Consider the following 26,241-nt stretch of genomic DNA (forward strand, 5'->3'; position numbering starts at 1 on the left):
GGTCCGGCCTGCCCTGCCATCACGACGGAAGAATTACTTCTTCTTCTTCGGCGCGATGATCATGATCATCTGGCGGCCTTCCATCTTCGGGAACTGCTCGACCTGGCCATACGGCTCGAGGTCACCCTTCAGACGTTCCAGCATGCGGAAGCCGATGTCCTGGTGGGCCATTTCGCGGCCGCGGAAGCGCAAGGTGATCTTGGTCTTGTCGCCTTCGTCGAGGAACTTGATGAGGTTGCGCAGCTTGATGCTGTAATCGCCCTCGTCGGTACCCGGACGGAACTTGACTTCCTTGACCTGGATGATCTTCTGCTTCAGCTTGGCTTCGTGGGCCTTCTTCTGCTCGGAGTACTTGAACTTGCCGTAATCCATAAGGCGGCAGACCGGTGGATTCGCGTTCGGCGCGATTTCCACCAGGTCGACGTTCTTTTCCTCAGCCAGGCGAAACGCCTCGGCCAGGCTCACAATGCCCAGCGGCTCGTTGTCCACCCCGGACAAACGCATTTCCGGGTGATTAATTTCGCCATTGATGCGATGCGACGACTTGTCAGTAGCTATGTTGTTTCCTTTTAATGTCTGAATGACCGGCCGGCGTTATTTGGCTTTGGAGGAAACCTCGCCCAGGAGGCGCTCCACCAGGGCATCGACGGACATCACGCCCAGATCGACATTGCCCCGCGCACGCACGGCCACGGTGTTTGCTTCGCGTTCCTTATCGCCAACCACCAGGATGTATGGCAGTTTTTGGACGGAATGTTCGCGTATTTTATAGGTAATCTTCTCGTTCCGCAAATCAGCGTGAACGCGCAGGCCGGCAGCTTTCAGGCGTGCTTCCACTTCTTTCACATACGTTGCCTGGGCGTCAGAAATGTTGAGAACGGCTACTTGCACCGGTGCCAGCCACAGCGGCAGCGCGCCCGCGTAGTTCTCGATCAGGATGCCGATGAAGCGCTCCATCGAACCGACGATCGCGCGGTGCAGCATCACCGGCACCTTGCGGGTGTTGTCTTCGGCAACATACTCGGCGCCAAGGCGGCCCGGCATCGAGAAGTCGACCTGCATGGTGCCGACCTGCCATGGACGGCCGAGGCTATCCTTGAGGTGGTACTCGATCTTCGGACCATAGAAGGCGCCCTCGCCCGGCAGCTCGGTCCACTCCACGCCGCAGCCGCGCAGCGCCGAACGCAGCGCTTCCTCGGCCTGGTCCCAGACTTCGTCGGAACCAATGCGGTTGTCCGGACGCAGTGCGATCTTGACGTCGATGTTGGCGAAGCCGAAATCGTCATACACCTTCATCGCCTGGGCGTGGAAAGCCACGACTTCCGGCGCAATTTGATCTTCAGTGCAAAAGACGTGGCCATCGTCCTGGGTAAAGCCACGCACGCGCATCAGGCCGTGCAGCGCGCCCGAGGACTCGTTGCGGTGGCACTGGCCGAACTCGCCGTAGCGCAGCGGCAGATCGCGGTAGCTCTTCATGCCGGCGTTATAGATCTGCACGTGGCCCGGGCAGTTCATCGGCTTGAGCGCATATGAACGGTTCTCCGAATCGGTGGTGAACATGTTGTCGCGATAATTGTCCCAGTGGCCGGTCTTTTGCCACAGGGTGACGTCCAGGATTTGCGGCGCCTTGACTTCGTTGTAGCCGGTGTCCTGGTAGGTCTTGCGCATGTACTGCTCGACCTGCTGCCAGACGGTCCAGCCCTTCGGATGCCAGAAGATCAGGCCCGGCGCTTCTTCCTGGAAGTGGAACAGGTCGAGTTGCTTGCCGAGTTTGCGGTGATCGCGCTTTTCGGCTTCTTCCAGCATGTGCAGGTATTGCTCCTGGTCTTCCTTCTTGGTCCAGGCGGTGCCATACACGCGCTGCAGCATCTCGTTCTTCGAGTCGCCGCGCCAGTAGGCGCCGGCCAGCTTCATCAGCTTGAAGACCTTGATCTTGCCGGTCGACGGCACGTGCGGGCCGCGGCACAAATCGGTGAAACCACCCTCCGAATACAGCGACACGTCTTCGTTCGCCGGGATCGAGGCGATGATCTCGGCCTTGTAGTCTTCGCCGATCGATTTGAAATAGGCCACGGCTTCGTCGCGCGGCAGCACCTTGCGGGTGACCGGCTCATCCTTCTTGGCCAGCTCGACCATTTTCTTTTCGATGGCTTGCAGGTCTTCCGGGGTAAACGGGCGCTTGTACGAAAAGTCGTAGTAGAAACCGTTCTCGATGACCGGGCCAATGGTGACCTGGGCTTCCGGGAACAGCTCTTTTACCGCATACGCCAGCAGGTGGGCGGTCGAGTGACGGATGACGTCCAGACCCTCGGGATCCTTGTCGGTGACGATGGCGAGATCGGCGTCCTGCTCGATCAGGAAGGAGGTATCGACGACCTTGCCGTCGACCTTGCCGGCCAGGGCGGCCTTGCCCAGGCTGGTGGCGATGCTGCTGGCCACCTGGGCGACGGTGACCGGTCCTTCGAATTGACGGCTGGAGCCGTCCGGAAGTCGCACATTCAACATTTTGATCTCCAATAGCGCTGATGCGCCTGCTAACATTAATAAATTTGAAACTGAAAAAGTCGGGACGAAAAAAAACGCGCACCAGGCGCGTTGTTTTCAGTGTCGTCGAGTTTATTCGAGCAAAAGGCCACCGTACCGCGTCTAGCGATTCCCCCACAACCAGGTTGTAGTTCGCGGTGTCATAACCGTTTTTGCCTTTCTCACTCTTACCGTTACGACAAGAGCGGAAAACCGGAGTTCCCCGCACTGTCTGTGTATTCTGGTGGGCGGTGCAGAATTCGAATCTGCGACCCCTTGGATGTCGACCAAGTATTCTAACCAGCTGAACTAACCGCCCAATGAGGAGCATTATAGGGGCCAGGCGCCGACCGCGCAAGGCTTGTTCGGAATTAAGTATTTCTGCGATGCCTAGAACAGGCGCCCTGCTTTCGTCCAGGCCGATATCCATTACACTTGCCAGTCGTTGAATCCACCGTAACAGCCATGTCCTCCGAGCACGCCGCACCGCCGACTTCCGACCACCTGCACGCCCACCTCGACGGCGACGCCCGATATGGCCACTATATCGAGGCGCGCAGCCAGAAGGCGATGGCCTTTGCCCTCGCGCTGACGCTGCTGTTCGCCCTGGTGGAAGTGGTCACCGGTGTCATATCGAACTCGCTGGCCCTGATTTCCGATGCCGGCCACATGGTCACCGACGCCGCCGCTCTCGGCCTGGCGCTGCTGGCGCAAGTCATCGCCAAGCGCCCGCCGTCGAGCCGCCACTCCTTCGGCTTCGTGCGCGCCGAGGCGCTGGCCGCTTTTGTGAACTGCCTGGCGATGCTGTTGCTGGTGGCCTGGATCGTCTACGAGGCCGTGCAGCGCCTGACCCATCCGGAGCCGGTGCAGGGCGGCGTGGTCTTGATCGTGGCCGCGCTTGGCGCCTGCATCAACATCGCGGTGGCCTGGGTGCTCTCGCGCGATACCGAGAGCATCAACACGCGTGCGGCCCTGGTCAACGTGATGGGCGACCTGCTCGGCTCGGTGGCGGCGATTGCCGCCGGCGCCATCATCTACTTTACCGGCTGGGTGCGCATCGACCCGATCCTGTCGATCTTCGTCTCGCTGCTGATCCTGAAGTCCACGGTCGGCATCCTGCGCGAGTCCTACCACTTCCTGATGGAAGGCGTGCCGCACGGGATCGATTACCTGCAGGTCGGCGCCGACCTGGCCGCCGTCGAAGGCGTGCTGTCGGTGCACGACCTGCATGTATGGGACATGTCGCCCGGCCACCCTGCCCTCATCGGCCACCTGGAAATCGCCGACCTGGGCGAATGGCCGATTGTGCTGCGCCGCGTGAAGGAGATGCTGCTGGCCAAGCACGGCATTGACCACGTCACGCTGCAGCCGGAGGCGCTGGACGGCAAGCCGCTGCAGGCGGTGTAAGTATCCTCCGACTCCGGCTGGGTGCGCACGCCGATAGGAGACCTGCCAAAGCTTCGTGATAATCGGTGCATGAACGAATCTACCGAGCATCTTACTGAACACGTCTTCGATACCCTGGTCATCGGCGGCGGCCCCGGCGGGCTTACCGCCGCCATCTACCTGCGCCGTTTTACCCGCAACATCGTGGTAGTCGACAAGGGCAACAGCCGCCTGTGTCTGATTCCCGTCTCGCACAACTATCCTGGTTTTCCCGACGGCGTGCCCGGCGGGCAACTGCTGGTCAATCTCACCGAACAATTGAAGCGCTACGGCGGCGAGGTGCGCCATGGCGAGATCACCGGCCTGCGCCTGGAGGACGGCATCTTCGTCGGCGACTACCTGGATGACGACGGCAACACCTGGCCGATCCGCGCGCTCACCGTGCTGCTGGCCACCGGCGTGGCCGATGCCGGGCTGCCGGTCGAGCGCTGGCACGATGCGGTGGCGGCCGGCGCGGTGCGGCTCTGTCCCGTGTGCGACGGCTACGACGTGATGGACCGGCGCATCGCGGTGGTGACCTCGGAAACCAATCCGGTCGGCCACGCCCTCTTCATGCGCTCGTTCAGCGCCGACGTCACCCTGTTCGACCGCGGCGAGGAGTCGATGCTGACCGACGACGAACGCCGCCAGATCGAGGCGGCGGGCGTGAAGTATGTCGAATCGCCGCTGCTGGGCGTGACGCTGACCGATGACATGAAGCCGGTCTTGAATACCGCCGATGGCGAGAGCCGCGAGTTCGATGTGTTCTATCCGATGCTCGGTGAGTCGGCGCGCTCGAAGCTGGCGGCCGAACTGGGAGCGGAGACGGCCGAATGCGACAAATTGGTGGTGGACGACCACGGGCGCACCAAGGTGCCGGGCTTGTATGCGATCGGCGACGTGGTGCGCGGGCTGAACCAGATCGCGGTGGCGGCCGGCCAGGCGGCGATTGCGGCGACCACCATCCACAATGCCCTGCCGTGGGCCTTGCGCCCGGCGCCGGAAAAAGCGCAGCGCGCCGCTTGATTTGTCGATGCGCTGTATTCCATTGTTGAAATAACCCGTACGGTGGGCACCCCGTGCCCACCCTACGGTTACTTGACGCCGGATGCCAGGGCGATCCGCCGGCGAATCCGTTCCACTGCAGCCTTATCGCCCGCGGCCTGCGCACGCTGCTCCGACACGCCGAGCCACGTCAGCAAGGGCCGGCGCCAGCCCTGCTCCGATGCGGTATTCGTGGCCAGCTCGATATCTCCTGGCGTGATCTTCCCCGCCTTCAACAAGGCGCCGGCCGCAACAAGGCGCGCCAAGGGATCGGCCATCCCCGCTAACCCGCCACTTGCCACCACCGGCCGGTGCTGCTCGGGCAGCGCCGCCACATCCAGGCCCTCCCAGCGCCCGGCGATGTAGGCCGCATACGCCCGCTGCTGCGCCGTCGCATCCGGAGCCAGCGCCGCAAACCCCGGGCAATCGTCGAACTCCAGGCTGGCGGCCAGCGTTGCGCAGCGCACCAGTTCCACCTGCGCTACCAGGTCCGGACGTCCGGTACTGCCCGTCTCGCGCCGCGCGCGCGCAAACTCCGCGTTTGCCGCAGCCGTAGTCCCGCGCAGGTAGTCGTCGGTAAATCCGTCCAGCGCATCCTTGGCATCAAGCTGCCAGCTCGGCGGCGCGGGTTGGCTGGCGCAGCCGGCCAGCAGCAGCGCGGCCAGCATCATGGTCTTCGTCATGGCAGCTTGATCTCCTGTTTCGGTTGTCCAAACGGCCACTTGCGGTTGATTTCGTCGACCAGCCGGTTCACTTTGCGCAGGCTGGCGTCGACTTCTCCGCGCAGCGCGCCCAGGTCTTCGGTGGCCACGCGCGCGTTCGAGCCCACGGCCTGGGCCTCGACCAGCACCGCATCGACTTTCTTGAGCGTGCCGCGCGCATCCTGCAGCACGCCCTGCAGCTCGACCACGGCCGCCTGGGCATCGTCGACCATGCCCTTCTTGCCGTACAGGCGCTGGTCGGTCTTCGCCAGCAGGGTGTCGAGGCGCTGCAGGGTCTGCACGAACCTGCTGGCTTCGTCGTCGCCCAGCGCGCCGCTGAGCAGGCCGTATTTGCCGGACAAGCGGCCGGTCAGCGTCTGCAGGTTGTCCAGGCTGCCGCTCATCGAGGAGCCGTCGGCCGTCATGTTTTCCAGGTTGTTCAGGAGCGAACGCGCGGTGGCCACCAGGCCGGGAATCTCGGCCGTCACGTCGCCGCGCAGCACCGGGCGCGTGGAGTTGTCGGGCAGCGGCGGGTCGTCGAGCAGGCCGGTGAAGGCGCGGATGCGCGTCTCGCCGACCACGCTGCGCTCGAGGGTAAACACGCTCGAGGTGCGCAGCCATTTCGCGTCGCCCTTCGAGACGTCGATCACGATGTGCACCTTGCCGTCCGCGCCCAGGTCGACCAGGCGCACGCGCCCGATCGGGAAGCCGGCGAACGTCATGTCCATGCCGGGGATGACGCCTTCGGAATTGTCGGTCTCGAGCACCAGGCGCTGGGTCGGCTCGAACACGCCGCGCGCGTACATCACATACACGACAAATGCGATGATCAGGGCGGCGACGACAGCCAGCAGGATCATCGCCTTGGTTTCGACGTGGGCCGGTTCGTCCTGGATAGGTTCGTTCATATGAATGGTCAGATGTATTTGATGGCGAGCGAGGAGCCTTCGATCAGCAGCAGCACGAACAGCAGGCGCAGCGCGCCGGGCTGCACGTTCGAGGCCAGGCGGCGCGGGTAGCGTTGCAGTTCGAGGATGGCGGCGGTCGGGATCACGGCCACCGCCAGGCCGAACAGCACGGTCTTGAGCACGAAGCCGATGGTCACCACCGGCTCGAACACGCGGCCGACGGTGCGGGTGTAGTCCGGCAGGCCCCAGGGCGACAGGCCATAGACATTCAGGTAAGCCAGCACCAGCACGATGGTGGAACTGACCATGGCCAGCGACAGCACCGAGAAGGCGTTGGCGAACAGTTGCGGCACCAGGTCGCGGCGCAGGCGGCGCAGCGCCTCGGCATTGATGTCGGCGGTGGGCAGGCCGGCGCGCGCCAGGCCGAGGATCGAAGAATCGAAGGCCATGCCGGCGCGCAGGGCGGCGAACAGGGCGGCCGAGAGCGGGATCAGTTCCAGCACCAGCACGCGCACCACCATTTCCAGGGCATAGCGCGACAGGCCGTAGCTGAGGGCCGTGACCAGCACGATGCGGATGATGACAAGGCTGATCAGGGCCGAGAGCAAGGTGAACCAGGGCAGGACCTTCCAGGTGCCGGTGTAGATGTACCAGGCGGTGGCGTGGCGGTTGGCGCGGTTGTAGGTCGAGGGCGTGAGCGCGCTGACCAGGGCGATGGCGCCGAGGTGGAACATGTACCACCAGCTGCGCAGGTAGCGCAGGAAGGCGGCGCCCCAGAGGCTGGGGCGGGTGGCGAGGTTGAAGGTGCGGCGCATGGGGTTTATTTGGCGCCGCTTGGGCGTGGGGGCGCGATGCCGCGGTGGCGACAACGTGGCGCGCCGAGGGGGCGAAGCAGGTAGCGGATCATGCGTTCGCGTGGGCACGGGGTGCCCACCGTACGGTCACCGTGAGCATCGCCATCGACAGCGCGATCATATCCAGCGTAGCACACCGACGCCATCATTGGCGGCGTGCCTCGTGCACGTTTTGCACCTCGCGGATCGCGGCCAGGGCCTTTTGCAGCTGGCTCGTGGAACCGATTTCGGCGGTGAAGACCATGCGCGCCTGGCCCTTGGTGGTCTGCGTGTTCACGCCGGTCACGTTGATCTTCTCGCGCGAGAAGACTTCCGAGATGTCGCGCAGCAGGCCCTGGCGGTCGCTGGCGAGGATGAAGATGTCGACCGGGTACACGGTTTCGCTGCCCAGCGTGCCCCAGGCGGTCTGGATCACGCGCTCGGGGGCCTTGCTGCGCATTTCGGCGAAGTTCTTGCAGCTCTGGCGGTGGATCGACACGCCCTTGCCGCGCGTAACAAAACCGACGATGGGGTCCGGCGGCGCCGGCTTGCAGCAGCGCGCCAGCATCGTCATCAGGCCTTCGGTGCCGACCACCAGCACGCCGGATTTCGCGCCCTGCTCCACGCTCGATGCGCGGCTCTTGTTGACGACGGCCGCGTCTTCCAGCGGCGGCGGCTCGGCGGCTTCGTGCAGCGCCGCTTCCACGTGGCGCAGGCTGAACTTCTCCTTGCCGACAGCGATGAACAAATCGTCGACCTTGGCAAAGCCCAGCTTGTGCGCCAGCGCCTCCAGGTTGACCGCCGTCTTGCCCTCGCGCTGCAGGGACTTCTCGACCAGCGCCCGCCCCTGCGACAGGGTTTCGGCCAAATCCAGCGCATGGAACCAGGCGCGGATCTTCGAGCGCGTGCGGCTGCTCACCGTGTACTCGGGGCTGAGCCAGTCGCGCGACGGTCCGGCGCTGCCTGGTGCGCCCTTGGCGGTGATGACTTCGCAGGTCTGGCCGTTCTTCAGCGCCGTATTCAAGGGCACCATCACGCCGTCGATCTTGGCGCCGCGGCAGCGGTGGCCGACTTCGCTGTGCAGGTGGTAGGCGAAGTCGATCGGCGTGGCGCCGACCGGCAGCTCCAGCACCCGCGCCTGCGGCGTGAGCACGAAGATGCGGTCGTCCAGCGTGGTGGCCTTCAGCTTCTCGACCCATTCCTTCTGCACGTCCTCGCCGGCCACGGCGTCGGCGACATCGCTCTTCCAGGCCAGCAGCTGGCGCAGCCAGGCGATCTTTTCGTCGTACTTCTCGCCCTTGAAGGTCGAGCCGCCGGTTTCCTTGTAGCGCCAATGCGCGGCGATACCGTACTCGGCGAAGTTGTGCATCTCCTGGGTGCGGATCTGCACTTCCAGCGGCCGCCCGTCCTCGGCCGTGACCACCGTGTGCAGCGACTGGTAGCCGTTCGGTTTCGGACGCGAGATGTAGTCGTCGAACTCCTTCGGGATCGGGGTCCAGATGTTGTGCACCAGGCCCAGCACCGCATAGCAGGTCTTCACGTCGGGCACGATCACGCGGAAGGCGCGCACGTCGTAGAGCTCGGAGAAATCGAGGTCCTTGCCGCGCATCTTGCTCCAGATGCTGTAGATGTGCTTTGGCCGCCCACTGACCTCGGCCCTGATGCCGGCCGACTTCAATTCCGCCTCGAGCCGGTCGATCGAGGACTGCACGAAGCCTTCGCGCGCCATGCGCTTTTCCTCGAGCATCCTGGCGATGCGTTTATACGTATCCGGCTGCAGGAAGCGGAACGACAGATCTTCCAGCTCCCACTTCAGCTGCCAGATGCCGAGGCGGTTCGCCAGCGGCGCGTACAGGTCCATTACCTCGCGCCCGTAGTCGCGGGTGGTGTCGTCGAAGCGCTTCTGCTCGGCGAACCAGCGCAGCATGGTGGCGCAGGACGACAGGCGCACCAGCACCACGCGCATGTCGGACGCCATCGCCAGCAGCATCTTGCGCAGGGTCTCGATGTGGGCCGCCGCTTCCTGGGCGGCGTTCTTGCCGCGTCCGAGCACGGGCTGCGCCACGGTCAGGTCGCGCAGGCGGATCAGCTGCTGGACGCCGCGCACCAGCGTCGCCACCTCGCTGCCGAACAGCTGTTCGAGCGTCTCGACGATGGCCGGGTCGATCATCGCCAGCTCGAACAGCAGGCCAGCGATGCGCGTCTCCGCGTCGCTGCGCAGGTAGGCCAGCGTGCCAGCCACGCCCAGCGAGAATTCGAAGGCGTTCTGGCCGGACGCCAGGCTGCGCTCGCCATAGGCGGCGGCAGCATAGTCGAGCGCATGCTGGACGCGTGCGCATTCCTCAGGGCTGAGGCCCTGGACCAGCTGGGTGGTGGCGTCGCCGAGGGCGGCGGTCGAGACCATCGCTTAACGCAGCGCGGCGGTGACGACGATCTCCACCAGGCAGGCCGGATTGGCGAGTTTCGATTCGACGGTGGCGCGCGGCGGCGTATGGCCCTGTGCGACCCACTCGTCATACACCGCGTTCATGCCGGCGAAGTGGGCCATGTCGGCGATGTAGATCTGGGTCATCAGGATGCAGGTCTTGTCGCTGCCGGCTTCGGTCAGCAGGCGGTCGACGTGGGCCAGCACTTCGCGGGTCTGGCCTTCGATGTCCTGGGTGGTGTCTTCGGCGATCTGGCCGGCCAGGTACACGGTGCCGTTGTAGACCGCGGTTTCGGAGAGGCGTTTGCCGACGTGGTAACGGGTGATTTCCATTTTTTCTCTTTCTATCTAAAACTGTGGGCCTTCAGCCCAGCAAAAATGCGCGTGCCAGCGCAATCTGGTCGGCGTGCACGAAGGTCGGCGCATGGCCCACGCCCTTGATCTCCGCCAGCTGCGGACCCGGGCCGCGCGTGCTCATTTCCAGCGCCGTCTCGTGCGACAGCAGGTCGGACAGTTCGCCGCGCACCAGCAGCGTCGGGCAGCGGATCGCGTCGAATGCGCGCCACAGGGCCGCCTGCCCCATCTCGGCGCGCGAAGCAGTGATCGCCTTGAAAGGCTCGGCCAGCGCCAGGTCGTAGTGGCGCACCCATTCGCCGTTCGGCGCCTGGCGCAGCACGTCGGCGGCCAGCTTGCGCCATTCTTCGTCGGAGTGCGGGCCGAACGAGCTTGACACGTCGCGCACGAAGCGTGCGCCGGATTCGAAGTCCGGGAAGCGCAGGTCTTGCCCGATGTAGTCTGCGATGCGGCGCATGGCCGCTTCGTCGAGCACCGGGCCGATATCGTTCAGCACCAGCTTGGCGATCGGCGTATCGGGCAAGGAGGCCAGCACCATGCCGATCAGGCCGCCCATCGAGGTGCCGAACCAGTCGACCCGGCTGTCCGCGCTCCCGGCGGTTGCCCGTGCGATCAGGGTCACCATGTCGGCCACGTACTGCGGCACCGCGTACAGCTGCGGGTCGCGCAGGCGGTCCGAACGGCCGCGCCCCACCACGTCGGGGCAGACCACGCGGTAGGTGTCGCTCAGGTCGCGCGCCAGGGCGTCGAAATCGTCGGCCACGCGCGTGACGCCGTGCACGCACAGCAGCACGCGCGGGTTGTCCTGGTCGCCCCACTCCTTGTAGGCGATGCGGTGCAGGCCAGCCCGCGAGCTGCACTGCACATGTTTGATTCTCGCTTCGCTCATTCCCGCTCCATCGTGACAATATTGCCAGCCTGTTCAGCCGAACCGACATTTTAGCTGGCAGTGCGATTAGAATTCTACCAATTCCGAGCAGGCACCTTGAACACCACTCTAAAGAGGTCAGTATGAATGCAGCTGCAAGCGCAAAGATGTTAAGCGGTAAAACGGCACTCGTCACCGGTTCCACCTCGGGCATCGGCCTCGGCATCGCCCGTGCGCTGGCCGAACAGGGCGCGAACATCGTCTTCAACGGCTTCGGCGACGCCCAGCAGATCGAGAAGCTGTACACCGACGTCGGCCAGGAATTCGGCGTCCAGACCGCCTACCATAACGCCGACATGTCGAAGCCCGAGGAGATCGCGGCGCTGATGCAGTTTGCTTCGGATAAGCTCGGCGGCGTCGACATCCTGGTGAATAACGCCGGCATCCAGCATGTGTCGCCGGTCGAGGACTTCCCGGTCGAGAAGTGGGACGCGATCATCGCCATCAACCTGACCTCGGCCTTCCACACCACGCGCCTGGCGCTGCCCGGCATGAAGCAGAAGAACTGGGGCCGCATCATCAACCTGGCTTCGGTGCACGGGCTGGTGGGCTCGGCGCAGAAGTCGGCGTATGTCGCGGCCAAGCACGGGCTGGTCGGATTCACCAAGGTGACGGCGCTGGAAACCGCACAGACCGGCGTCACCTGCAATGCGATCTGCCCGGGCTGGGTGCTGACGCCGCTGGTGCAGAAGCAGGTCGACGACCGCGCCGCGCGCGAAAACGTGTCGAACGACGAGGCCAAGCGCGCGCTGCTGGCGGAAAAGCAGCCGTCGGGCGAGTTCGTCACGCCGGACGAGCTGGGGGCGCTGGCGGTGTTCTTCTGCTCGCCGGCCGGTGCGCAGGTGCGCGGCGTGGCGTGGAATATGGATGGGGGTTGGGCCGCGCAGTAAATCAGGCGCTGCCTCACGGTATCGGCCGATATCGGTAATGGATCCGCATTTGTAGGGTGGGCACTCGTGCCCACGCGGGATCATCACATGCATGCATGCGGCACAAAACGGAATGGCAATGCGTACATCCCGGTTTCGTTTTCGTTCGACGATGATCATTCGATGAGACCGCGTGGGCACAGGTGCCCACCCTACGAAACCCATCCGGTGTGCGACAATCTCGGCCTCATCAACCAGGCAATACTCGCATGCAGCACTTTGAACGGCGGCGCGACCGCTTCGACCTCTTCGACCGCATGGACAGCCCCGCGGTCAATCTCTGCTTCACGATGGACCTGCCGGACTTCCGGCCCTGGTGCAAGGCGCAAGGCCTGCCGCCCTTCCACGTGCTGCTGTGCGCCGTGCTGCGCTCGGTGCTGAATATCCCGAACTTCCGCTACCGCGTCTTCGAAGGCGAAGTCATCGAGATCGACCGCCTGATGCCCTCGTTCACCGTTACCAACCAGCACCACGACCTGAATTTCGCCCTGTTCGACTGGTCCGACGATTTGCGCGAGTTCGTCAGGCGCAGCGTGGCCGCACGCGACGAAGCCGGCGCCATGCTGGAACTGAACAACGGCTACGCCGGCCTCTCGCCGCGCCAGGTGAAGGACCAGGTCTTCATCACTTGCATTCCCTGGCTCGACTTCACCTCGATCCAGCACCCGGCCGCCACGCTCGGTTCGCCCGACATCCCCTCGCTGGCCTGGGGCAAGTTCAAGGACGGCCCGAACGGCCGCCTGGCCCTGCCGTTCTCGGTGCAGGCGCACCACGGCTTCGTCGACGGTTACCACATCCACCGGCTGGCGCAGCAGATTGCCGTCGAGCTCGACGGTTTCATGGCTTGATGCAAGGAAGCGCCGCCGGCACGCGGTGCGCAGATTCCGCTTGACTCCAGAATATGATGCCATAATATGAAAGCCATCATATTCCAGCACCAGCCACCATGAACCCTGAATCCAAGCCATCCAAGCGCGAACTGTCGCACCAGCGCATCCTCGACGCCGCCGCGCGCGCCGTGCGCCGCCATGGTTACGCCGGCGTCGGCGTAGCCGAGGTCATGAAGGAAGCCGGACTCACCCACGGCGGCTTCTATGCCCACTTCAAGTCGCGCGACGCCCTGCTCGCCGCTGCGCTCGACCATGCCGGCGCCGGCAGCGCCAGGATGTTGGCACGCCGCATCGCACTTGCACGCGAAGCCGGCGTCAGCCCTTTGCGCGCCCTGGTCGAAGGCTACCTGAGCGAAGCCCACGTGGCGGCCGCCGAGCTGGGCTGCCCGGTGGCCGCTCTCGGTTCCGACATGCACCGCCAGCAGGACGACGTGCTGGCCGCCTCGCGCCGCCGCGTGCTCGGCCTGATCGCCAACGTGCGCCAGGCCCTGCCGCCGGATGCGCCCGCGGCGCAGGCGCAGGTCATTGCCAGCACCCTGGTCGGTACCCTGCAGTTGGCGCGTACCCTCGGCGACGAGGCCGGCGGCCTGCTGCAAGCCTCGCGCGAGGCGCTGCTGGCGCAATACGACTGAGGTAGGGTGGGTTCTCGAACCCACCATGCATACAGTACAGCATGGTGGGTACGAGTACCCACCCTACCTCGCCAAAGAATATGACAGTCATCATATTCATCCAACCCGAAAGAGGATCACCATGCAGCTCGCCAACGCCACCGTCTTCATCACCGGCGCCAACCGCGGCCTCGGTCTCGCCTTTGCCCGCGCCGCCCTGGCCGCCGGGGCGCGCAAGGTCTATGCCGCCGCGTGCGACCCGGCCGGCATCGCCCTGCCCGGCGTGACCCCGGTCGCGCTCGACGTCAGCAATTCCTCGCAAGTGGCGGCTGCCGCGGCCGACTGCGGCGACGTTACCCTGGTCATCAACAATGCCGGCATCGCCACCGTCGGCGGCCTGCTCGAGGCCGGCAGCATCGAGGCCACCCAGCGCATGATGGAGACCAACGTCTACGGCACGCTGCGCGTGAGCCAGGCCTTTGCGCCGCTGCTGGCAAAGAACGGCGGCGGCGCGCTGCTGAACGTGCTGTCGGTATCGAGCTGGATCAGCGCGCCGGTGCTGGCCGGGTATGCGGTAACCAAGGCCGCTGCCTGGAGCGTGACCAACGCCCTGCGCAACGAACTGCGCGCGCAAAATACGCAGGTGCTCGGCATGCACGTCGTCTTCATCGACACCGACCTCACCAGGGGCTTCGACGCACCCAAGCTGGCGCCCGAGTTCGTGGTCGAACGCGCGTATGCGGCGCTGGAAGCCGGCGCCAGCGAAGTCGCCATCGACGAATGGACGCAGGGGATCAAGCGCGGCCTGTCGAACGAACCAGGCATCTACATCGACCTGGCGCGCTGAACCCCTGAGGACAAGCACATGAACAATCCTTCCGTCGCCCCCATCCCGTTGGCCGCAGGCGCGCAGGCCGGCGCCTCGCCCTGGCCCGTGTTCTGGATCGCCAGCATCGCGGTGTTCCTGGTCTCGCTCGACGCCACCCTGCTGTACGCCGCCTTCGGCCCGCTCGGACGCAGCTTCCCCAGCGCCACGCCGGCCGACATGTCCTGGGTGCTGAACGCCTACACCATCGTCTACGCCGCCATGCTGGTGCCGGCCGGCGGCCTGGCCGATACCCACGGCCGCAAGCGCGTGTTCCTGATTGGTGTAACGCTGTTCCTGGCGGCGTCGGCCGCCTGCGGCATGGCCGACAGCGTGGGCCTGCTGATCGCGGCGCGCGTGGCCCAGGCGCTGGGGGCGGCGCTGCTGACGCCGGCCTCGCTGTCGATCATCCTCGACGCCTTTCCGAAGGAGAGGCGCGCGGTGGCGGTCAGTTTATGGGGCGCGGTCGGCGGCCTGGCGGCGGCCGTGGGGCCGAGCCTGGGCACGACCGTCATCGAGCACTTCGGCTGGCCGGCGGCGTTCTATTTGAACCTGCCGCTGGGCGCCGTGTCGCTCTGGTACGGCGCGGCGCGCCTGCGCGAAGCGGGCGGCGGCGCGAACAAGGGGCGCGTGGACGTGGTCGGCATGCTGCTGCTGATCGTGGCGGTGGGGGCATTTGCGATGGCGATTACGCAGTCGGAGTCGCCGCACTGGAGCCGGGTCGAGCTGACCGTGCTGGCCTTGCTGGGCGTGGCCGGCCTCGGCGCCTTCATCCTGTGGGCGCGTACGGCCAGGGCGCCGCTGGTCGACCTGGCGCTGTTCCGGAACCGCAGCTACAGTCTGGTGAACCTGGCGACGCTGGTCTTTGGCACGGCGTTCGCGCTGATGTTCTTTTCCTACTTCGCCTACCTCACCAATGTGTGGCATTACAGCCTGCCGGCGGCCGGCCTGGCCGTGACCCCGGGACCGTTGACGGTGGTGCCGACGGCGATCATCGCAGGCCGCATCGCAGGGCGCTATGGGCACCGGCGCGTGCTGGTGCCGGGCGCACTGATCTACGCCTGCAGCAGCCTGTGGCTGTTCTCGATGGTGGGCAGCGATCCGCATTACCTGGCGCAGTGGCTGCCGGCGGTGCTGCTGAGCGGGACCGGCGTCGGCATGGTGCTGCCCTCGCTGGCCGGCGCCGCGGTGGCGGGCCTGCCGCCGGCGCAGTATGCGGTGGGCAGCGCTGTGAACCAGGCCACGCGCCAGCTGGGCAGTGCACTGGGGGTAGCGATTGCGGTGGTGCTGGTCGGGCATGCGGGTGTGGCGCGCGCCGACTTCCTGCCGCTGTATGTGCTGCACATGGGGCTGGCGCTGCTGACCTGCGCCCTGTGCCTGGGCGTGCAGACGCGGCGCAGTTAAGCGGCGCGCAGGACGGCGACCTGTCCGACGATGGGCACGCCGTTCTCGCTGCGCAGCGGGGACGCTTCCAGCAAGGCGACCTCGAAGCCATGCGCGGCCGCCAGCGCGCGCAGGTACCTCGCCGCATGCGCGTAGCGGTTCGACGCCTGCAGCACAAAGCCCTCGCCTGCGCAGGTTTCGGTGGAAAAGCAGAACGCGCCGCCCGGCCGCAGGATGCGCGCGACCTGTGCGAATACCTCGGCCAGGTCGCCGAAGTACACGAAGACGTCGGCCGCCACGACCAGGTCAACGCCTGCGCTTTCCTGCGCCAGGAAGGCGACGATGTCGGCGCAGGCCAGGCGGTCGTACATGCCGGTCTCGCGCGCCTTGTCCAGCATGCGTTCGGACAAATCGACGCCGGCCAGCGAACCTGCGGCCGGCTTCAGATACGGTGCGCACAGGCCCGTGCCGCAGCCGAGATCGAGCACGTCGCCGCCGACGGCCACCCCGGCGCTGCGCAGGGCGGCATCGATGGCCGCCGGCGTGCGGTAGTCCAGCACTTCGGTCAGGTGCTGGTCGAAGTGGCCGGCGTACTGGTCGAACAGCGCCTTCACATACTCCTGCGGCGCGCGTTCCGGTGCGTTGCCGACGCGAAGTGCGGCGAGCGCGAAGTCCACCTGTTCCGTGTCCCCGCCCTGCGCCGCCAGTATCCGGCGTGCCGCGCGGTAGGCCTCGATGGCCTCGGGCTGACGCCCCAGCGCAACCAGGGTCGCCGCACGATGCTCGTGCGTGACGGCATTCTCGGGCCGCACCGCCAGCGCACGCTCGTAGCTGCGCAGCGCCTCGTCGAAGCGGCGCAGCTTGTGCAGGGCCATGCCGCGGCCGGCATGGGCTTCGGCCATCCTGGGGTCGACGGCCAGCGCGTGGTCGTAGCCGTCGACCGCGTCGCGCAGGCGGCGCAGCAGATACAGCGCATTCGCGCGCACGCACAGCGCCTGCGCATAACGGGGCTTGCCGGCCAGTGCGCGCTCGGCGCCTTCCAGCGCGGCCTGCGGCTGGCCGAGGTCGAGCAAGGCCGCCGCGCGGTTGCATGCCGCTTCCGGATAAGGCGACCTGAGGGCCAGCGCGCGCTCGTAGCTGTCCACGGCTTCCCTGGCGCGTCCGAGCTTGCGCAGCGCATTGCCGCGGTTGGCGAAGGCCATCGCATACGACGGGTTCAAACGCAGCGCCTGGTCGTAGCTGGCCAATGCCTCGCTGCTGCGGCCCAGGTCCTGCAAGGCGGCGCCCAGGTTGCAGTGGGCGGCGGCCTGCGCCGGGTTGATGGCGATGGCTTGCCCGATCAAATCCAGCGCCAGCGCGGCGTCGCCCTGCTGGCGGCAGACCACGCCGAGCAGGTGCAGCGCGTCGAACTGGCGCGGCGCCTCGGCCAGTACCGCTCGGTACAAGTCCTGCGCCTGCGCCAGCCGGCCCGCCTGGTGGTGGGCGACCGCCTGCTGCAACAGCGCGGTGACGTCCTGCTTTCCTGCCTGCTTCATTCCTGCCTCTCGAATCCTGATCGGCGCAAGGATACCGCAAGCGCCTGTCAAGCGGCCAGGCAGTCCGCTATCATTCCATCTTCACAACGATAAGAGACCCGCCATGCGCCGCTGGACCAGCAAGCTTGCCCTGACCGCCCTCGCCCTGATCGCCACCGCCACTGCGCACGCGTTCGAGGCGCGCACCCTCCTGCTCAGCGCCGACCGCGTCTGGACCGGCGATGGCCAGCCCCACGCCAATTGGGCCGTGCTGGTGGGCGACGGCCGCATCAAGGAGGTTGGCCCGGCGGACAGGATCAGCGTTCCGGTCGACGCCGAGCGCATCGCCCTGCCCGGCAAGACCCTGATCCCCGGCCTGATCGACCTGCACTCGCACGTGCTGCTGCATCCGTATAACGAAACCACCTGGGACGACCAGGTAATCAAGGAACAGGTCGAGTACCGCACTCTCCTCGCCGGCAAGCACGCGAAGGACACGCTGCAGGCCGGCTTCACCACCCTGCGCGACCTCGGCACCGAGGGCGCCAACTATGCCGACGTCGCCGTCAAGCGCGCCATCGAGGGGGGTGTGGTCGACGGTCCGCGCCTGCTGATTGCGACCAAGGCCATCGTGGCCAGCTTCAGCTATGGTCCGGCCGAGCGCAGCTACCGACCCGACATGGAGATTCCCTACGGCGCCCAGCCGGCCACCGGCATCGACGAGGTGACCAGGGCCGTGCGCGAGCAGGCCGCGCACGGCGCCGACTGGATCAAGTTCTACGCCGACTACCGCACTGGCGTCGACGGCAGCAGCCGCCCGACCTTCACCATCGAGGAGATGAAGGCGATGGTGGCGGCAGCCCACGTCACCGGGCGCAAGGTGGCGGCGCACGCCAGCACCGACGAGGCGATCCGCATGGCGGTGCTGGCCGGGGTCGACACGGTCGAGCATGGGTATGGGGCGAGCGAAGCGACCTTCAGGCTGATGAAGGAGCGCGGCACGGCCTACATTCCGACCTTGACGGCGCCGGAGGCGATCGGCGAATACTTCCAGAAGCACGTGCGCGGCGGCGAGCCGACGCCGTCGATGAAGGAAGCGGCACGCGCGTTTGCGCTGGCGCGCAGGGTCGGTGTGGTGATCGGGAACGGCAGCGATGTCGGGGTGTTCACGCACGGGACCAATGCGCGCGAGCTGGAATGGATGGTGCGGCTGGGGATGACGCCGACGGAGGCCTTGCGTGCGGCGACCTCGGTGGCGGGCGAGATTCTTGGCAAGGGCAAGGAGCTGGGGCGGCTGGCGCCGGGGGCCTTGGCTGACGTCGTGGCCGTCGATGGCGATCCGACGGCCGACATCGCAGCTTTGCGCAAGGTGGGCTTCGTGATGAAAGGCGGGAAGGTCTACCGCAAGCCGTAACGGGGTTGTAGGGTAGGCCGGGCCGCGCCAGGCACTTGTGCCCACGCGGTTGTACCCGTGCCCGCCCCGCCCCGCCGTCAAATGGAACCGGGGACGTTCGCAATCCTCCGGGTTGGCGTTTCGATACGCACATGATGCACCGCGTGGGCTCGAGAGCCCACCCTACGGTGATCGGCTTTTCCGCCACCGCGTGCCATGGATCGCCACCCGCCTCCTCGTGGTGCAAGGCTGCACCACCGTCTGTCATCCGTTTTATTGATATCCGCCATCAATCCGGACATCAATAAACCATATGACGGTCATTCACCGACCTGCGGTTATCCACAATATGCACGGCGGTGAGATTTTGTGATGATCCTCTTCACCATCAACCTCTCGAGAAGAGTTGTCATGAAAAAGCCATTTTATAAAATCCTGTACGTACAGGTTCTGTTCGCCATCGTGCTGGGCGTCCTGCTGGGCGTGTTCCATCCCGAGCTCGGCGAGAAGATGAAGCCTTTGGGAGACGGCTTCATCAAACTGATCAAGATGATCATCGCACCTGTCATCTTCTGCACCGTGGTGGCGGGTATCGCCGGCATGCAGGACATGAAGAAGGTCGGCCGCGTCGGCGGCAAGGCCCTGCTCTACTTCGAAGTCGTGTCGACCTTCGCGCTGGTGATCGGCCTGCTGGTGGCGAACATCGCCAAGCCGGGCGCCGGCTTCAACGTCGACGTCGCTCACCTCGATACCAAGGCGATTGCCCAGTACACCGAGAAGGCCTCGCACCAGAGCACGGTCGAGTTCATCATGAACATCATCCCGAACACCTTTGTCGATGCCTTCGCCAAGGGCGACATCCTGCAGGTGCTCCTGATCGCGATCCTGTTCGGCGTGGCGCTGTCGATGCTGGGTGAGCGCGGCCGTCCGATGACCAAGATCATCGACGACTTCTCGCACGTGATCTTCGGCGTCGTGAACATCGTCATGAAGCTCGCGCCGATCGGTGCCTTCGGCGCGATGGCCTTCACCATCGGCAAATACGGCCTGGCCTCGCTGGTTCCGCTGGCCAAGCTGATGGGTTCGTTCTACCTGACCTGCGCGCTGTTCGTGTTCATCGTGCTCGGCACCATCGCCCGCATGACCGGCTTCTCGATCTTCAAGTTCATCGGCTACATCAAGGAAGAACTGCTGATCGTGCTCGGCACCAGCTCGTCGGAATCGGCCCTGCCGGCCCTGATGCGCAAGCTGGAAAAGCTGGGCTGCTCGAAGTCGGTGGTGGGCCTGGTGGTCCCGACCGGTTACTCGTTCAACCTGGACGGCACCAACATCTACATGACCATGGCCGCCCTGTTCGTTGCCCAGGCAACCAACACCGACCTGACCCTGACCCAGGAGCTGACCATCCTCGCCGTGGCGATGCTGACCTCGAAAGGCGCATCGGGCATCACCGGCGCCGGCTTCATCACCCTGGCGGCAACGCTGGCCGTGGTCCCGGCCATCCCGGTGGCCGGCATGGCGCTGATCCTCGGCATCGACCGCTTCATGAGCGAATGCCGCGCCCTGACCAACTTCGTCGGCAACGGCGTGGCCTCGGTGGTGGTGTCGAAGTGGGAAAAGGAACTCGACCACGACCGCATGAACGCCGTCCTGAACGGCACCTATGTCGAGCAGGTCGATCCAGTTACCGGCACCCCGGTACTGCAGAAAGCGGCGTAAGCGTCACCCACCGCACAAGGAAACCGCGCTACGGCGCGGTTTTTTTTCGTCCCTGCTGTTGCCGCTCAGCTTTTGCACCGCTACCAACCCGGTGCTAAGATCGACCGCATGACACAACAGCAAGGGGACAGCGGCATGAAGCAGGACGCCACGGCAACGCACGACTTCGACGCCGCCATCGCATCAAGCGCCGGCGACGGCGACACCTTCACGGGCCAGACCCACCCGGCCTACGCCAACATGGTCGGCCCCTTCGGCGGCGTGATCGCCGCCACGCTGCTCAACGCAGTCATGAAGCACCCGCAGCGGCTGGGCGAGCCGGTGTCGCAAACCGTGCACTTCGCCGCGCCGATCGCCGACGGCGGCTTCAGCATCCGCACGCGCATCCTGCGCACCAACCGCAGCACCCAGCACTGGTCGGTCGAACTGGTGCAGGATGGCGACGTCGCCGCCTTTGCCACCACCGTCACCGCCGTGCGCCGCGCCACCTGGTCCGCGCTGGACGCCGTCTTCCCCGACGTGCCGCCCGCCGTCAGCATCGACCCCGCCCCGCACATCCCGCGCGCCGCCTGGACCGGCCGCTACGAAATGCGCTTCATCGACGGTGCACCGGGCGCGCCCGACACCCACAGCGACACCTCGCAAAGCCGCATGTGGATCCGCGACACGCCCGCGCGTCCGCTCGACTACCTGTCGCTGGCGGCCCTGTGCGACGCGTTTTATCCGCGCATCTTCGTGCGCCGCCCGAAATGGGTGCCGATCGGGACGGTGGCCCTGACCACCTTCTTCCATGCCGATGCTGCGCAGCTGGCGGCCCAGGGCAGCGCGCCCCTGCTGGGCGTGGCGCGGGCGCAACGCTTCGGCAACGGTTTCTTCGACCAGAACGCGGAGATGTGGAGCGAGCGTGGCGAGCTGCTGGCGACCAGCCACCAGGTGGTGTACTTCAAGGAGTAAGCTGCCTGCGCGCCGCTGGCTATCCCGACAGGCATCTTCTGCAAACGATACCTTCCTGATATGATTCGCAGAATATTTCTGCGGGGAAAGCATGGTTGAACCGGGTCGCGCCCGTGCTCCAGCTGGGTCCGCCAACCGGAACCCGTTGGAGCAACCGTGTATTTACCCTTGTCGTGCCGCCGTGCTGGCCGGACGCCGGATGCTGGTGGTGGACGACAACCGCGACGCCGCCGATTCGCTCTGCCTGTTGCTGAAGGCGGCCGGCGCTTCGGTCGAAGTGCGCTACGACGGCCTGGCGGCGCTGGCCGCGCTGGAAGAGCGGGGAGCGCGCTTCGACGCGATGGTGCTGGATATCGGCATGCCAGGCATGGACGGTTACACGGTAGCGCACCGGGTGCGCCAGGATGGGCGCCATGCGGGGATGAAGATCATCGCGCTGACCGGCTGGGGTCAGCAGGTAGACCGCGCCAGGTCGCACACGAACGGCATCGACCACCACTTGACCAAGCCGGTGGACTGGAAGCTGCTGGTGAATCTGCTGGCGTCGCGCTAAGGGCCTGTCCGGATGCGCATGCCGCCGATGAACACGGCATGCGCCAGTTCGTGCTCGTCATCCTCAAGACGGGGCAGAACAAGATGACTGATGCCGAAGGCCGCAAGAAGAAGTTCGCCGGCTGCTTCGCCAGTATGGGTCGGCTGCGATGATGATGATTAACGACGTACACAACAAGATTCAGAAGAAGTGAGGCGCGTGCCTTGTCAGCGGCGTTTCAGCGACGCGAGCGTTGATTGAAAGCGCATGCGGCGTAGGGTGGGCGCCCCGTGCCCACGCGTAAACGATGCATGATGCTGGCCTGTTTCTATAGCCAACGCCGTGCGAACCTCACGCGTGGGCACGGAGCGCCCACCCTACGTTATCACGCAACGCGGCCGATCACGCGCTGATGGTCATCTTGCTCATCAGCTTATCCAGCGTCACCGGATAATCGCGCACCCGCACGCCGGTGGCGTTGTAGATGGCATTCGCCACCGCCGCCGCCACGCCGCAGATCCCCAGCTCGCCGACGCCCTTGGCCTTCATCGGCGACGACATCGGATCGGTCTCGTCGAGGAACACGACTTCCTGGTGCGGGATGTCGGCGTGCACCGGCACCTCGTACCCGGCCAGGTCGTGGTTCACGAAGAAGCCGCGCCGCTTGTCGACCACCAGGTCTTCCATCAGCGCCGCGCCCACGCCCATGGTCATGGCGCCGATCACCTGGCTGCGCGCCGACTTCGGGTTCAGGATGCGGCCCGCCGCGCACACGGCCAGCATGCGCCGCACCCGCACCTCGCAGGTGGCCACATCCACGCCGACTTCCACGAAGTGGGCGCCGAAGGTCGACTGCTGGAATTTCTTGTCGAGGTCGCCGTACTCCATGGTGTCTTCGCCAACCACTTCGCCGCCCTGGGCCGCCTGCTTCAGCGGCAGCGAGCGTCCGCCCGCGCGCACCGAGCCGTCCACGAATTCGGCCGTGGCCGGGTCCAGCCCCAGCTTGCCCGCCACCGCTTCGCGCAGCTTGACGCAGGCCGCGTACACGCCGGCAGTCGAGCTGTTGCCGCCCCACTGCCCGCCCGAACCCGAGGACACCGGGAAGGTCGAATCACCGAGCTTGACCACCACCCGCTCCAGCGGCACGCCCATCATCTCCGCAGCGGTCTGCGCGATGATGGTGTAGCTGCCGGTGCCGATGTCGGTCATGTCGGTTTCCACCGTCACGGTGCCGTCCTGCCCGAGCTTCACGCGCGCGGCCGACTTCATGACCATGTTGTTGCGGAAGGCCGAGGCCACGCCCATGCCCACCAGCCAACGGCCGTCGCGCACCTTGCCGGGTTCGGCCTGGCGCTTGTTCCAGCCGAAGCGCTCGGCGCCCTGGCGCATGCACTCGACGAAGCGGCGCTGCGAGAACTTGCGGCCCGGCTTTTCCGGGTCGCTCGTAGTGTCGTTAATCACGCGGAACATCACCGGGTCCATCTTCAGCTTCTCGGCCATTTCGTCGATGGCGATTTCCAGCGCCATCATGCCCGGCGCTTCGCCCGGCGCGCGCATCGCGTTGCCTTCCGGGAGGTCGAGCACGGCCAGTTTCAGGCGCGTCAGGCGGTGCGCGCCGGCGTACAGCAGGCGCGTTTGCTGGACCGCGGTTTCCGGCTGCCCGCCCGGCAAGTCGCCGGACCAGCTTTCGTGCGAGATCGCCGTGATGCGGCCTTCGCGCGTGGCGCCGATGCGAATGCGCTGGATGGTGGCCGGGCGGTGCGTGGTGTTGTTGAACATGAGCGCGCGCTGCAGGTTCACCTTCACCGGACGTTTCGCTTCGCGCGCACCGAGCGCCGCCAGCAGCGCTTCCGAACGCAGGAACAGCTTGCCGCCGAAGCCGCCGCCGATGAAGGGCGAGATCAGGCGCACGTTCTCGACCGGGATACCGAGCGTCTTGGCCATGTCCTTGGTGCCCCAGTGGATCATCTGGTTCGAGGTCCACAGCGTCAGCTTGCCGTTGTCCCAGGACGCGATCGAGGCATGCGGCTCCATCATCGCGTGCGACTGGTCGGGCGTGGTGTAGTTGGCGTCGAGCTTGACCGGCGCGCCGGCGTAGCCGGAGTCAAAATTGCCGATCTTCGATTCCGGCTTGTCTTCCTTCTTCGGCAGCTGGGCCTTGCCCTTGGCCTTTTCCAGGTCGTACTCGCCCTTCTGCTCGGCGTAGCTCACGCGCACCAGGTGGGCGGCGGCGCGCGCCTGCTCGAAGGTCTCGGCCACCACCACGGCCACGGCCTGGTGATAGTGCTGCACTTCCGGGCCGGCCAGCAGTTTTGCGGTGTTGTAGTCGCCCTTTTCCAGCTTGCCCGCGTTCTGCGCGGTGACGATGGCGATCACGCCCGGCGAGCGGCGCGCCGCGTCCAGCTCCATGCCGGTGATGCGGCCCTTGGCAATCGTGGCGCCGACCACGTAGCCGTAGGCGGCGTTCGGCGCGGCCTCGTGCTGCTCGTAGGCGTAGCGCGCGGTGCCGGTGGTTTTCATCGGACCGTCGATGCGGTCCACGGGTTTGCCGATCACCTTCAGCTGGTCGATCGGGTTGGTGGTGGCGGGGGTATCGAATTTCATGGTTATCCTTTCTTCGCTTCCGCCAGCACCGACTCCAGGGTGCGCTGGACCAGGGTCACCTTGAAGGCGTTGTCGGCGGTCGGCTTGGCGCCGGCCAGCAGGCGTTCGACGACGGCATTCGCGCCGCCAGCCATGCTGGCATCCGCGCCCGGCACGCGCCAGGGTTTGTGGGCGACGCCACCCAGCGCCACGCGGCCGCTGCCATCGGGCTGCACGACGGCGGCCACCGACACCAGGGCAAACGCGTAGGACGCGCGGTCGCGCACCTTGCGGTAGAAATGGCGCCCGCCGAGTGGACGCGGCAGGGTGACGGCGGTGATCAGTTCGCCGGCCATCAGGTTGTTCTCGATGTGCGGCGTGTTGCCCGGCAGGCGGTAAAAGTCGGCAATCGGGATGGTGCGCGTGCTGCCGTCGGGCTTCACGGTCTCGACGCCGGCGTCGAGCAGCTGCATGGCCACGGCCATGTCGCTCGGGTGGGTGGCGATGCAGGCTTCGCTGTGGCCGACGATGGCGTGGTTGCGGTTGTAGCCGCCGATGGCCGAGCAACCGCTGCCCGGCACGCGCTTGTTGCAGGGCTGCGCCGTGTCGTAGAAGTACGGGCAACGGGTGCGCTGCAGCAGGTTGCCGGCGGTGGTGGCCTTGTTGCGCAGCTGGGCCGAGGCGCCGGCCAGCAATGCGCGCGACAGCACGGCGTAGTCGCGGCGGATGCGGGCGTCGCTGGCCAGGTCGACGTTCAGCACCTGGGCGCCGATGCGCAGGCCGCCCTGCTGGGTGGCCTCGATCTTGTCCAGGCCGAGGTGGTTCACGTCGATCAGGTGGGTCGGCGTTTCGATCTCGAGCTTCATCAGGTCGAGCAAATTGGTGCCGCCGGCGATGAAGCGCGAGCCGGGGGTGCGGGCGGCAGCAGCCGCGGCTTCGGCCGGGGTGCTCACGCGCTGGTAGGTAAAGGCCCTCATGCTTTGCCTCCCGCCACTTCAGTGATCGCATCGACGATGTTCGAGTAGGCGCCACATCGACAGATATTCCCGCTCATGCGCTCGCGGATCTCGTCGATGGACAGCAGCGGTTTCTGGTTCAGGTCGGCCGTCACGTGGCTCGGCACGCCCTTGCGGATTTCGTCGAGCACCGATACGGCCGAACAGATCTGCCCGGGGGTACAGTAGCCGCACTGGTAGCCGTCGTGCTTGACGAAGGCGGCCTGCATCGGGTGCAGCTTGCCGGGCTGGCCCAGGCCTTCGATGGTGGTGAGCTCGGAGCCGTCGTGCATGATGGCCAGGCTGAGGCAGGAGTTGATGCGGCGGCCGTCGAGGATGACGGTGCAGGCGCCGCACTGGCCCTGGTCGCAACCCTTCTTGGTGCCGGTCAGGTGCAGGTTCTCGCGCAGCACGTCGAGCAGCGAGGTGCGGGTGTCGACGGTCAGCTCGTGCTGCTTGCCGTTGACGCGCAGCTTCACCTTCGAGGTGACGGGGGCGCTGGCCGGCACGGCCGGCGCCGCGGCATTGGCGGCAGTGCCGGCGTTCGGCGCCTGGGCCATGGCGCTGAGGGGAACGGCGGTGGCGGTGGCTGCCAGTGCACCGGTCTTCAGTACATTGCGCCGCGCGATGTTTGTTTCGATGGGGTCGTCCATGGGAGTCCTTCCAGGGCTGCAGGTTTCGTATTGACGTGCCGCGTCCTAAGGCGGCGCAGTCATCCGCTTATCTTAAAGA

At 66.0% G+C, this 26,241-nt stretch carries 23 protein-coding genes and 1 tRNA gene; 11 read left to right on the forward strand and 13 right to left on the reverse strand.

Annotation, left to right across the window (positions count from 1 at the left end):
- Nucleotides 1-33 precede the first annotated feature (33 nt).
- From infC to QWL29_RS10785, 3 genes are all read right to left on the reverse strand, one after another.
- Nucleotides 34-582, reverse strand: coding sequence for a translation initiation factor IF-3 (gene infC / locus QWL29_RS10775; RefSeq protein ID WP_305822977.1), 549 nt, complete (start codon nucleotides 580-582; stop codon nucleotides 34-36).
- A gap of 12 nt (nucleotides 583-594) precedes the next feature.
- Nucleotides 595-2,505, reverse strand: a complete 1,911-nt coding sequence (gene thrS / locus QWL29_RS10780; protein WP_305822891.1) for a threonine--tRNA ligase — start codon at nucleotides 2,503-2,505, stop codon at nucleotides 595-597.
- Nucleotides 2,506-2,765: 260 nt separating this feature from the next.
- Nucleotides 2,766-2,842 (reverse strand) — tRNA-Val (locus QWL29_RS10785).
- A 146-nt stretch (nucleotides 2,843-2,988) separates the two neighbouring features.
- Between QWL29_RS10785 and QWL29_RS10790 the strand changes: the two genes are divergently transcribed.
- Together QWL29_RS10790 and QWL29_RS10795 are read left to right on the forward strand one after the other, a co-directional pair.
- A complete protein-coding gene (locus QWL29_RS10790) occupies nucleotides 2,989-3,930 on the forward strand; it encodes a cation diffusion facilitator family transporter (protein WP_305822892.1) in 942 nt (313 codons plus the stop codon).
- 69 nt (nucleotides 3,931-3,999) lie between these two features.
- Nucleotides 4,000-4,974 (forward strand): NAD(P)/FAD-dependent oxidoreductase, encoded by a 975-nt coding sequence (locus QWL29_RS10795; RefSeq protein ID WP_305822893.1) that lies wholly within the window; start codon nucleotides 4,000-4,002, stop codon nucleotides 4,972-4,974.
- A gap of 68 nt (nucleotides 4,975-5,042) precedes the next feature.
- Here the strand turns inward: QWL29_RS10795 and QWL29_RS10800 are convergent, their stop codons facing one another.
- The 6 genes from QWL29_RS10800 to QWL29_RS10825 form a co-directional block, all read right to left on the reverse strand.
- Nucleotides 5,043-5,675, reverse strand: coding sequence for a hypothetical protein (locus tag QWL29_RS10800; RefSeq protein WP_305822894.1), 633 nt, complete (start codon nucleotides 5,673-5,675; stop codon nucleotides 5,043-5,045).
- Nucleotides 5,672-6,601: an MlaD family protein gene (locus QWL29_RS10805; protein ID WP_305822895.1), complete on the reverse strand. Its 930-nt coding sequence runs from the start codon at nucleotides 6,599-6,601 to the stop codon at nucleotides 5,672-5,674. Before QWL29_RS10805 ends, QWL29_RS10800 begins: the two co-directional genes overlap by 4 nt.
- A gap of 8 nt (nucleotides 6,602-6,609) precedes the next feature.
- Nucleotides 6,610-7,416 (reverse strand): MlaE family ABC transporter permease, encoded by an 807-nt coding sequence (locus tag QWL29_RS10810; protein ID WP_305822896.1) that lies wholly within the window; start codon nucleotides 7,414-7,416, stop codon nucleotides 6,610-6,612.
- A gap of 184 nt (nucleotides 7,417-7,600) precedes the next feature.
- Nucleotides 7,601-9,838: a RelA/SpoT family protein gene (locus tag QWL29_RS10815; protein ID WP_305822897.1), complete on the reverse strand. Its 2,238-nt coding sequence runs from the start codon at nucleotides 9,836-9,838 to the stop codon at nucleotides 7,601-7,603.
- A gap of 3 nt (nucleotides 9,839-9,841) precedes the next feature.
- Complete coding sequence (locus QWL29_RS10820; protein ID WP_305822898.1) at nucleotides 9,842-10,192, reverse strand: RidA family protein; 351 nt, start codon at nucleotides 10,190-10,192, stop codon at nucleotides 9,842-9,844.
- A 31-nt stretch (nucleotides 10,193-10,223) separates the two neighbouring features.
- Nucleotides 10,224-11,102: an alpha/beta fold hydrolase gene (locus tag QWL29_RS10825; RefSeq protein WP_305822899.1), complete on the reverse strand. Its 879-nt coding sequence runs from the start codon at nucleotides 11,100-11,102 to the stop codon at nucleotides 10,224-10,226.
- A 146-nt stretch (nucleotides 11,103-11,248) separates the two neighbouring features.
- Between QWL29_RS10825 and QWL29_RS10830 the strand changes: the two genes are divergently transcribed.
- The 5 genes from QWL29_RS10830 to QWL29_RS10850 all read left to right on the forward strand — a co-directional run bounded on the left by QWL29_RS10830 (nucleotide 11,249) and on the right by QWL29_RS10850 (nucleotide 15,840).
- Nucleotides 11,249-12,031, forward strand: a complete 783-nt coding sequence (locus tag QWL29_RS10830) for a 3-hydroxybutyrate dehydrogenase (protein ID WP_305822978.1) — start codon at nucleotides 11,249-11,251, stop codon at nucleotides 12,029-12,031.
- Nucleotides 12,032-12,279: 248 nt separating this feature from the next.
- Entirely contained in the window at nucleotides 12,280-12,918 is a 639-nt protein-coding gene (locus QWL29_RS10835; RefSeq protein ID WP_305822900.1) for a CatA-like O-acetyltransferase, read from the forward strand.
- A gap of 98 nt (nucleotides 12,919-13,016) precedes the next feature.
- Complete coding sequence (locus tag QWL29_RS10840) at nucleotides 13,017-13,592, forward strand: TetR/AcrR family transcriptional regulator (RefSeq protein WP_305822901.1); 576 nt, start codon at nucleotides 13,017-13,019, stop codon at nucleotides 13,590-13,592.
- Between the two features lie 121 nt (nucleotides 13,593-13,713).
- Nucleotides 13,714-14,418, forward strand: coding sequence for an SDR family oxidoreductase (locus QWL29_RS10845; protein ID WP_305822902.1), 705 nt, complete (start codon nucleotides 13,714-13,716; stop codon nucleotides 14,416-14,418).
- 18 nt (nucleotides 14,419-14,436) lie between these two features.
- Nucleotides 14,437-15,840 (forward strand): MFS transporter, encoded by a 1,404-nt coding sequence (locus QWL29_RS10850; protein WP_305822903.1) that lies wholly within the window; start codon nucleotides 14,437-14,439, stop codon nucleotides 15,838-15,840.
- On the opposite strand, the gene QWL29_RS10855 is transcribed toward QWL29_RS10850, so the two are convergent.
- Nucleotides 15,837-17,354 carry a tetratricopeptide repeat protein gene (locus QWL29_RS10855; protein WP_305822904.1) on the reverse strand — a complete coding sequence of 506 codons (1,518 nt, stop codon included), beginning with the start codon at nucleotides 17,352-17,354 and terminating at the stop codon, nucleotides 15,837-15,839. The genes QWL29_RS10850 and QWL29_RS10855 overlap by 4 nt on opposite strands.
- A 103-nt stretch (nucleotides 17,355-17,457) precedes the next feature.
- Here QWL29_RS10855 and QWL29_RS10860 point away from each other — a divergent pair, with 103 nt between their 5' ends.
- The 4 genes from QWL29_RS10860 (at nucleotide 17,458) to QWL29_RS10875 (ending at nucleotide 21,952) form a co-directional block, all read left to right on the forward strand.
- A complete protein-coding gene (locus QWL29_RS10860; protein ID WP_305822905.1) occupies nucleotides 17,458-18,747 on the forward strand; it encodes a metal-dependent hydrolase family protein in 1,290 nt (429 codons plus the stop codon).
- Nucleotides 18,748-19,137: 390 nt separating this feature from the next.
- The gene (locus QWL29_RS10865) at nucleotides 19,138-20,445 is read left to right on the forward strand and encodes a dicarboxylate/amino acid:cation symporter (RefSeq protein WP_305822906.1); all 1,308 of its coding nucleotides are present in this window, start codon (nucleotides 19,138-19,140) and stop codon (nucleotides 20,443-20,445) included.
- Between the two features lie 108 nt (nucleotides 20,446-20,553).
- Complete coding sequence (locus QWL29_RS10870) at nucleotides 20,554-21,399, forward strand: acyl-CoA thioesterase (protein WP_305822907.1); 846 nt, start codon at nucleotides 20,554-20,556, stop codon at nucleotides 21,397-21,399.
- Nucleotides 21,400-21,580: 181 nt separating this feature from the next.
- On the forward strand, nucleotides 21,581-21,952 hold the full coding sequence (locus QWL29_RS10875; protein ID WP_305822908.1) for a response regulator: 372 nt from the start codon (nucleotides 21,581-21,583) through the stop codon (nucleotides 21,950-21,952).
- Nucleotides 21,953-22,333: 381 nt separating this feature from the next.
- Here QWL29_RS10875 and paoC read toward each other — a convergent pair whose 3' ends face one another.
- The 3 genes from paoC to paoA are packed head-to-tail and all read right to left on the reverse strand — an operon-like array spanning nucleotide 22,334 to nucleotide 26,162.
- Nucleotides 22,334-24,535, reverse strand: coding sequence for an aldehyde oxidoreductase molybdenum-binding subunit PaoC (gene paoC / locus QWL29_RS10880; RefSeq protein WP_305822909.1), 2,202 nt, complete (start codon nucleotides 24,533-24,535; stop codon nucleotides 22,334-22,336).
- Between the two features lie 2 nt (nucleotides 24,536-24,537).
- Nucleotides 24,538-25,491 carry an FAD binding domain-containing protein gene (locus tag QWL29_RS10885; RefSeq protein WP_305822910.1) on the reverse strand — a complete coding sequence of 318 codons (954 nt, stop codon included), beginning with the start codon at nucleotides 25,489-25,491 and terminating at the stop codon, nucleotides 24,538-24,540.
- Nucleotides 25,488-26,162, reverse strand: coding sequence for an aldehyde dehydrogenase iron-sulfur subunit PaoA (gene paoA, locus QWL29_RS10890; RefSeq protein ID WP_305822911.1), 675 nt, complete (start codon nucleotides 26,160-26,162; stop codon nucleotides 25,488-25,490). Before paoA ends, QWL29_RS10885 begins: the two co-directional genes overlap by 4 nt.
- Nucleotides 26,163-26,241 lie beyond the last annotated feature (79 nt).

Source organism: Massilia brevitalea (assembly GCF_030711405.1).
Taxonomy (GTDB): domain Bacteria; phylum Pseudomonadota; class Gammaproteobacteria; order Burkholderiales; family Burkholderiaceae_D; genus Telluria; species Telluria brevitalea.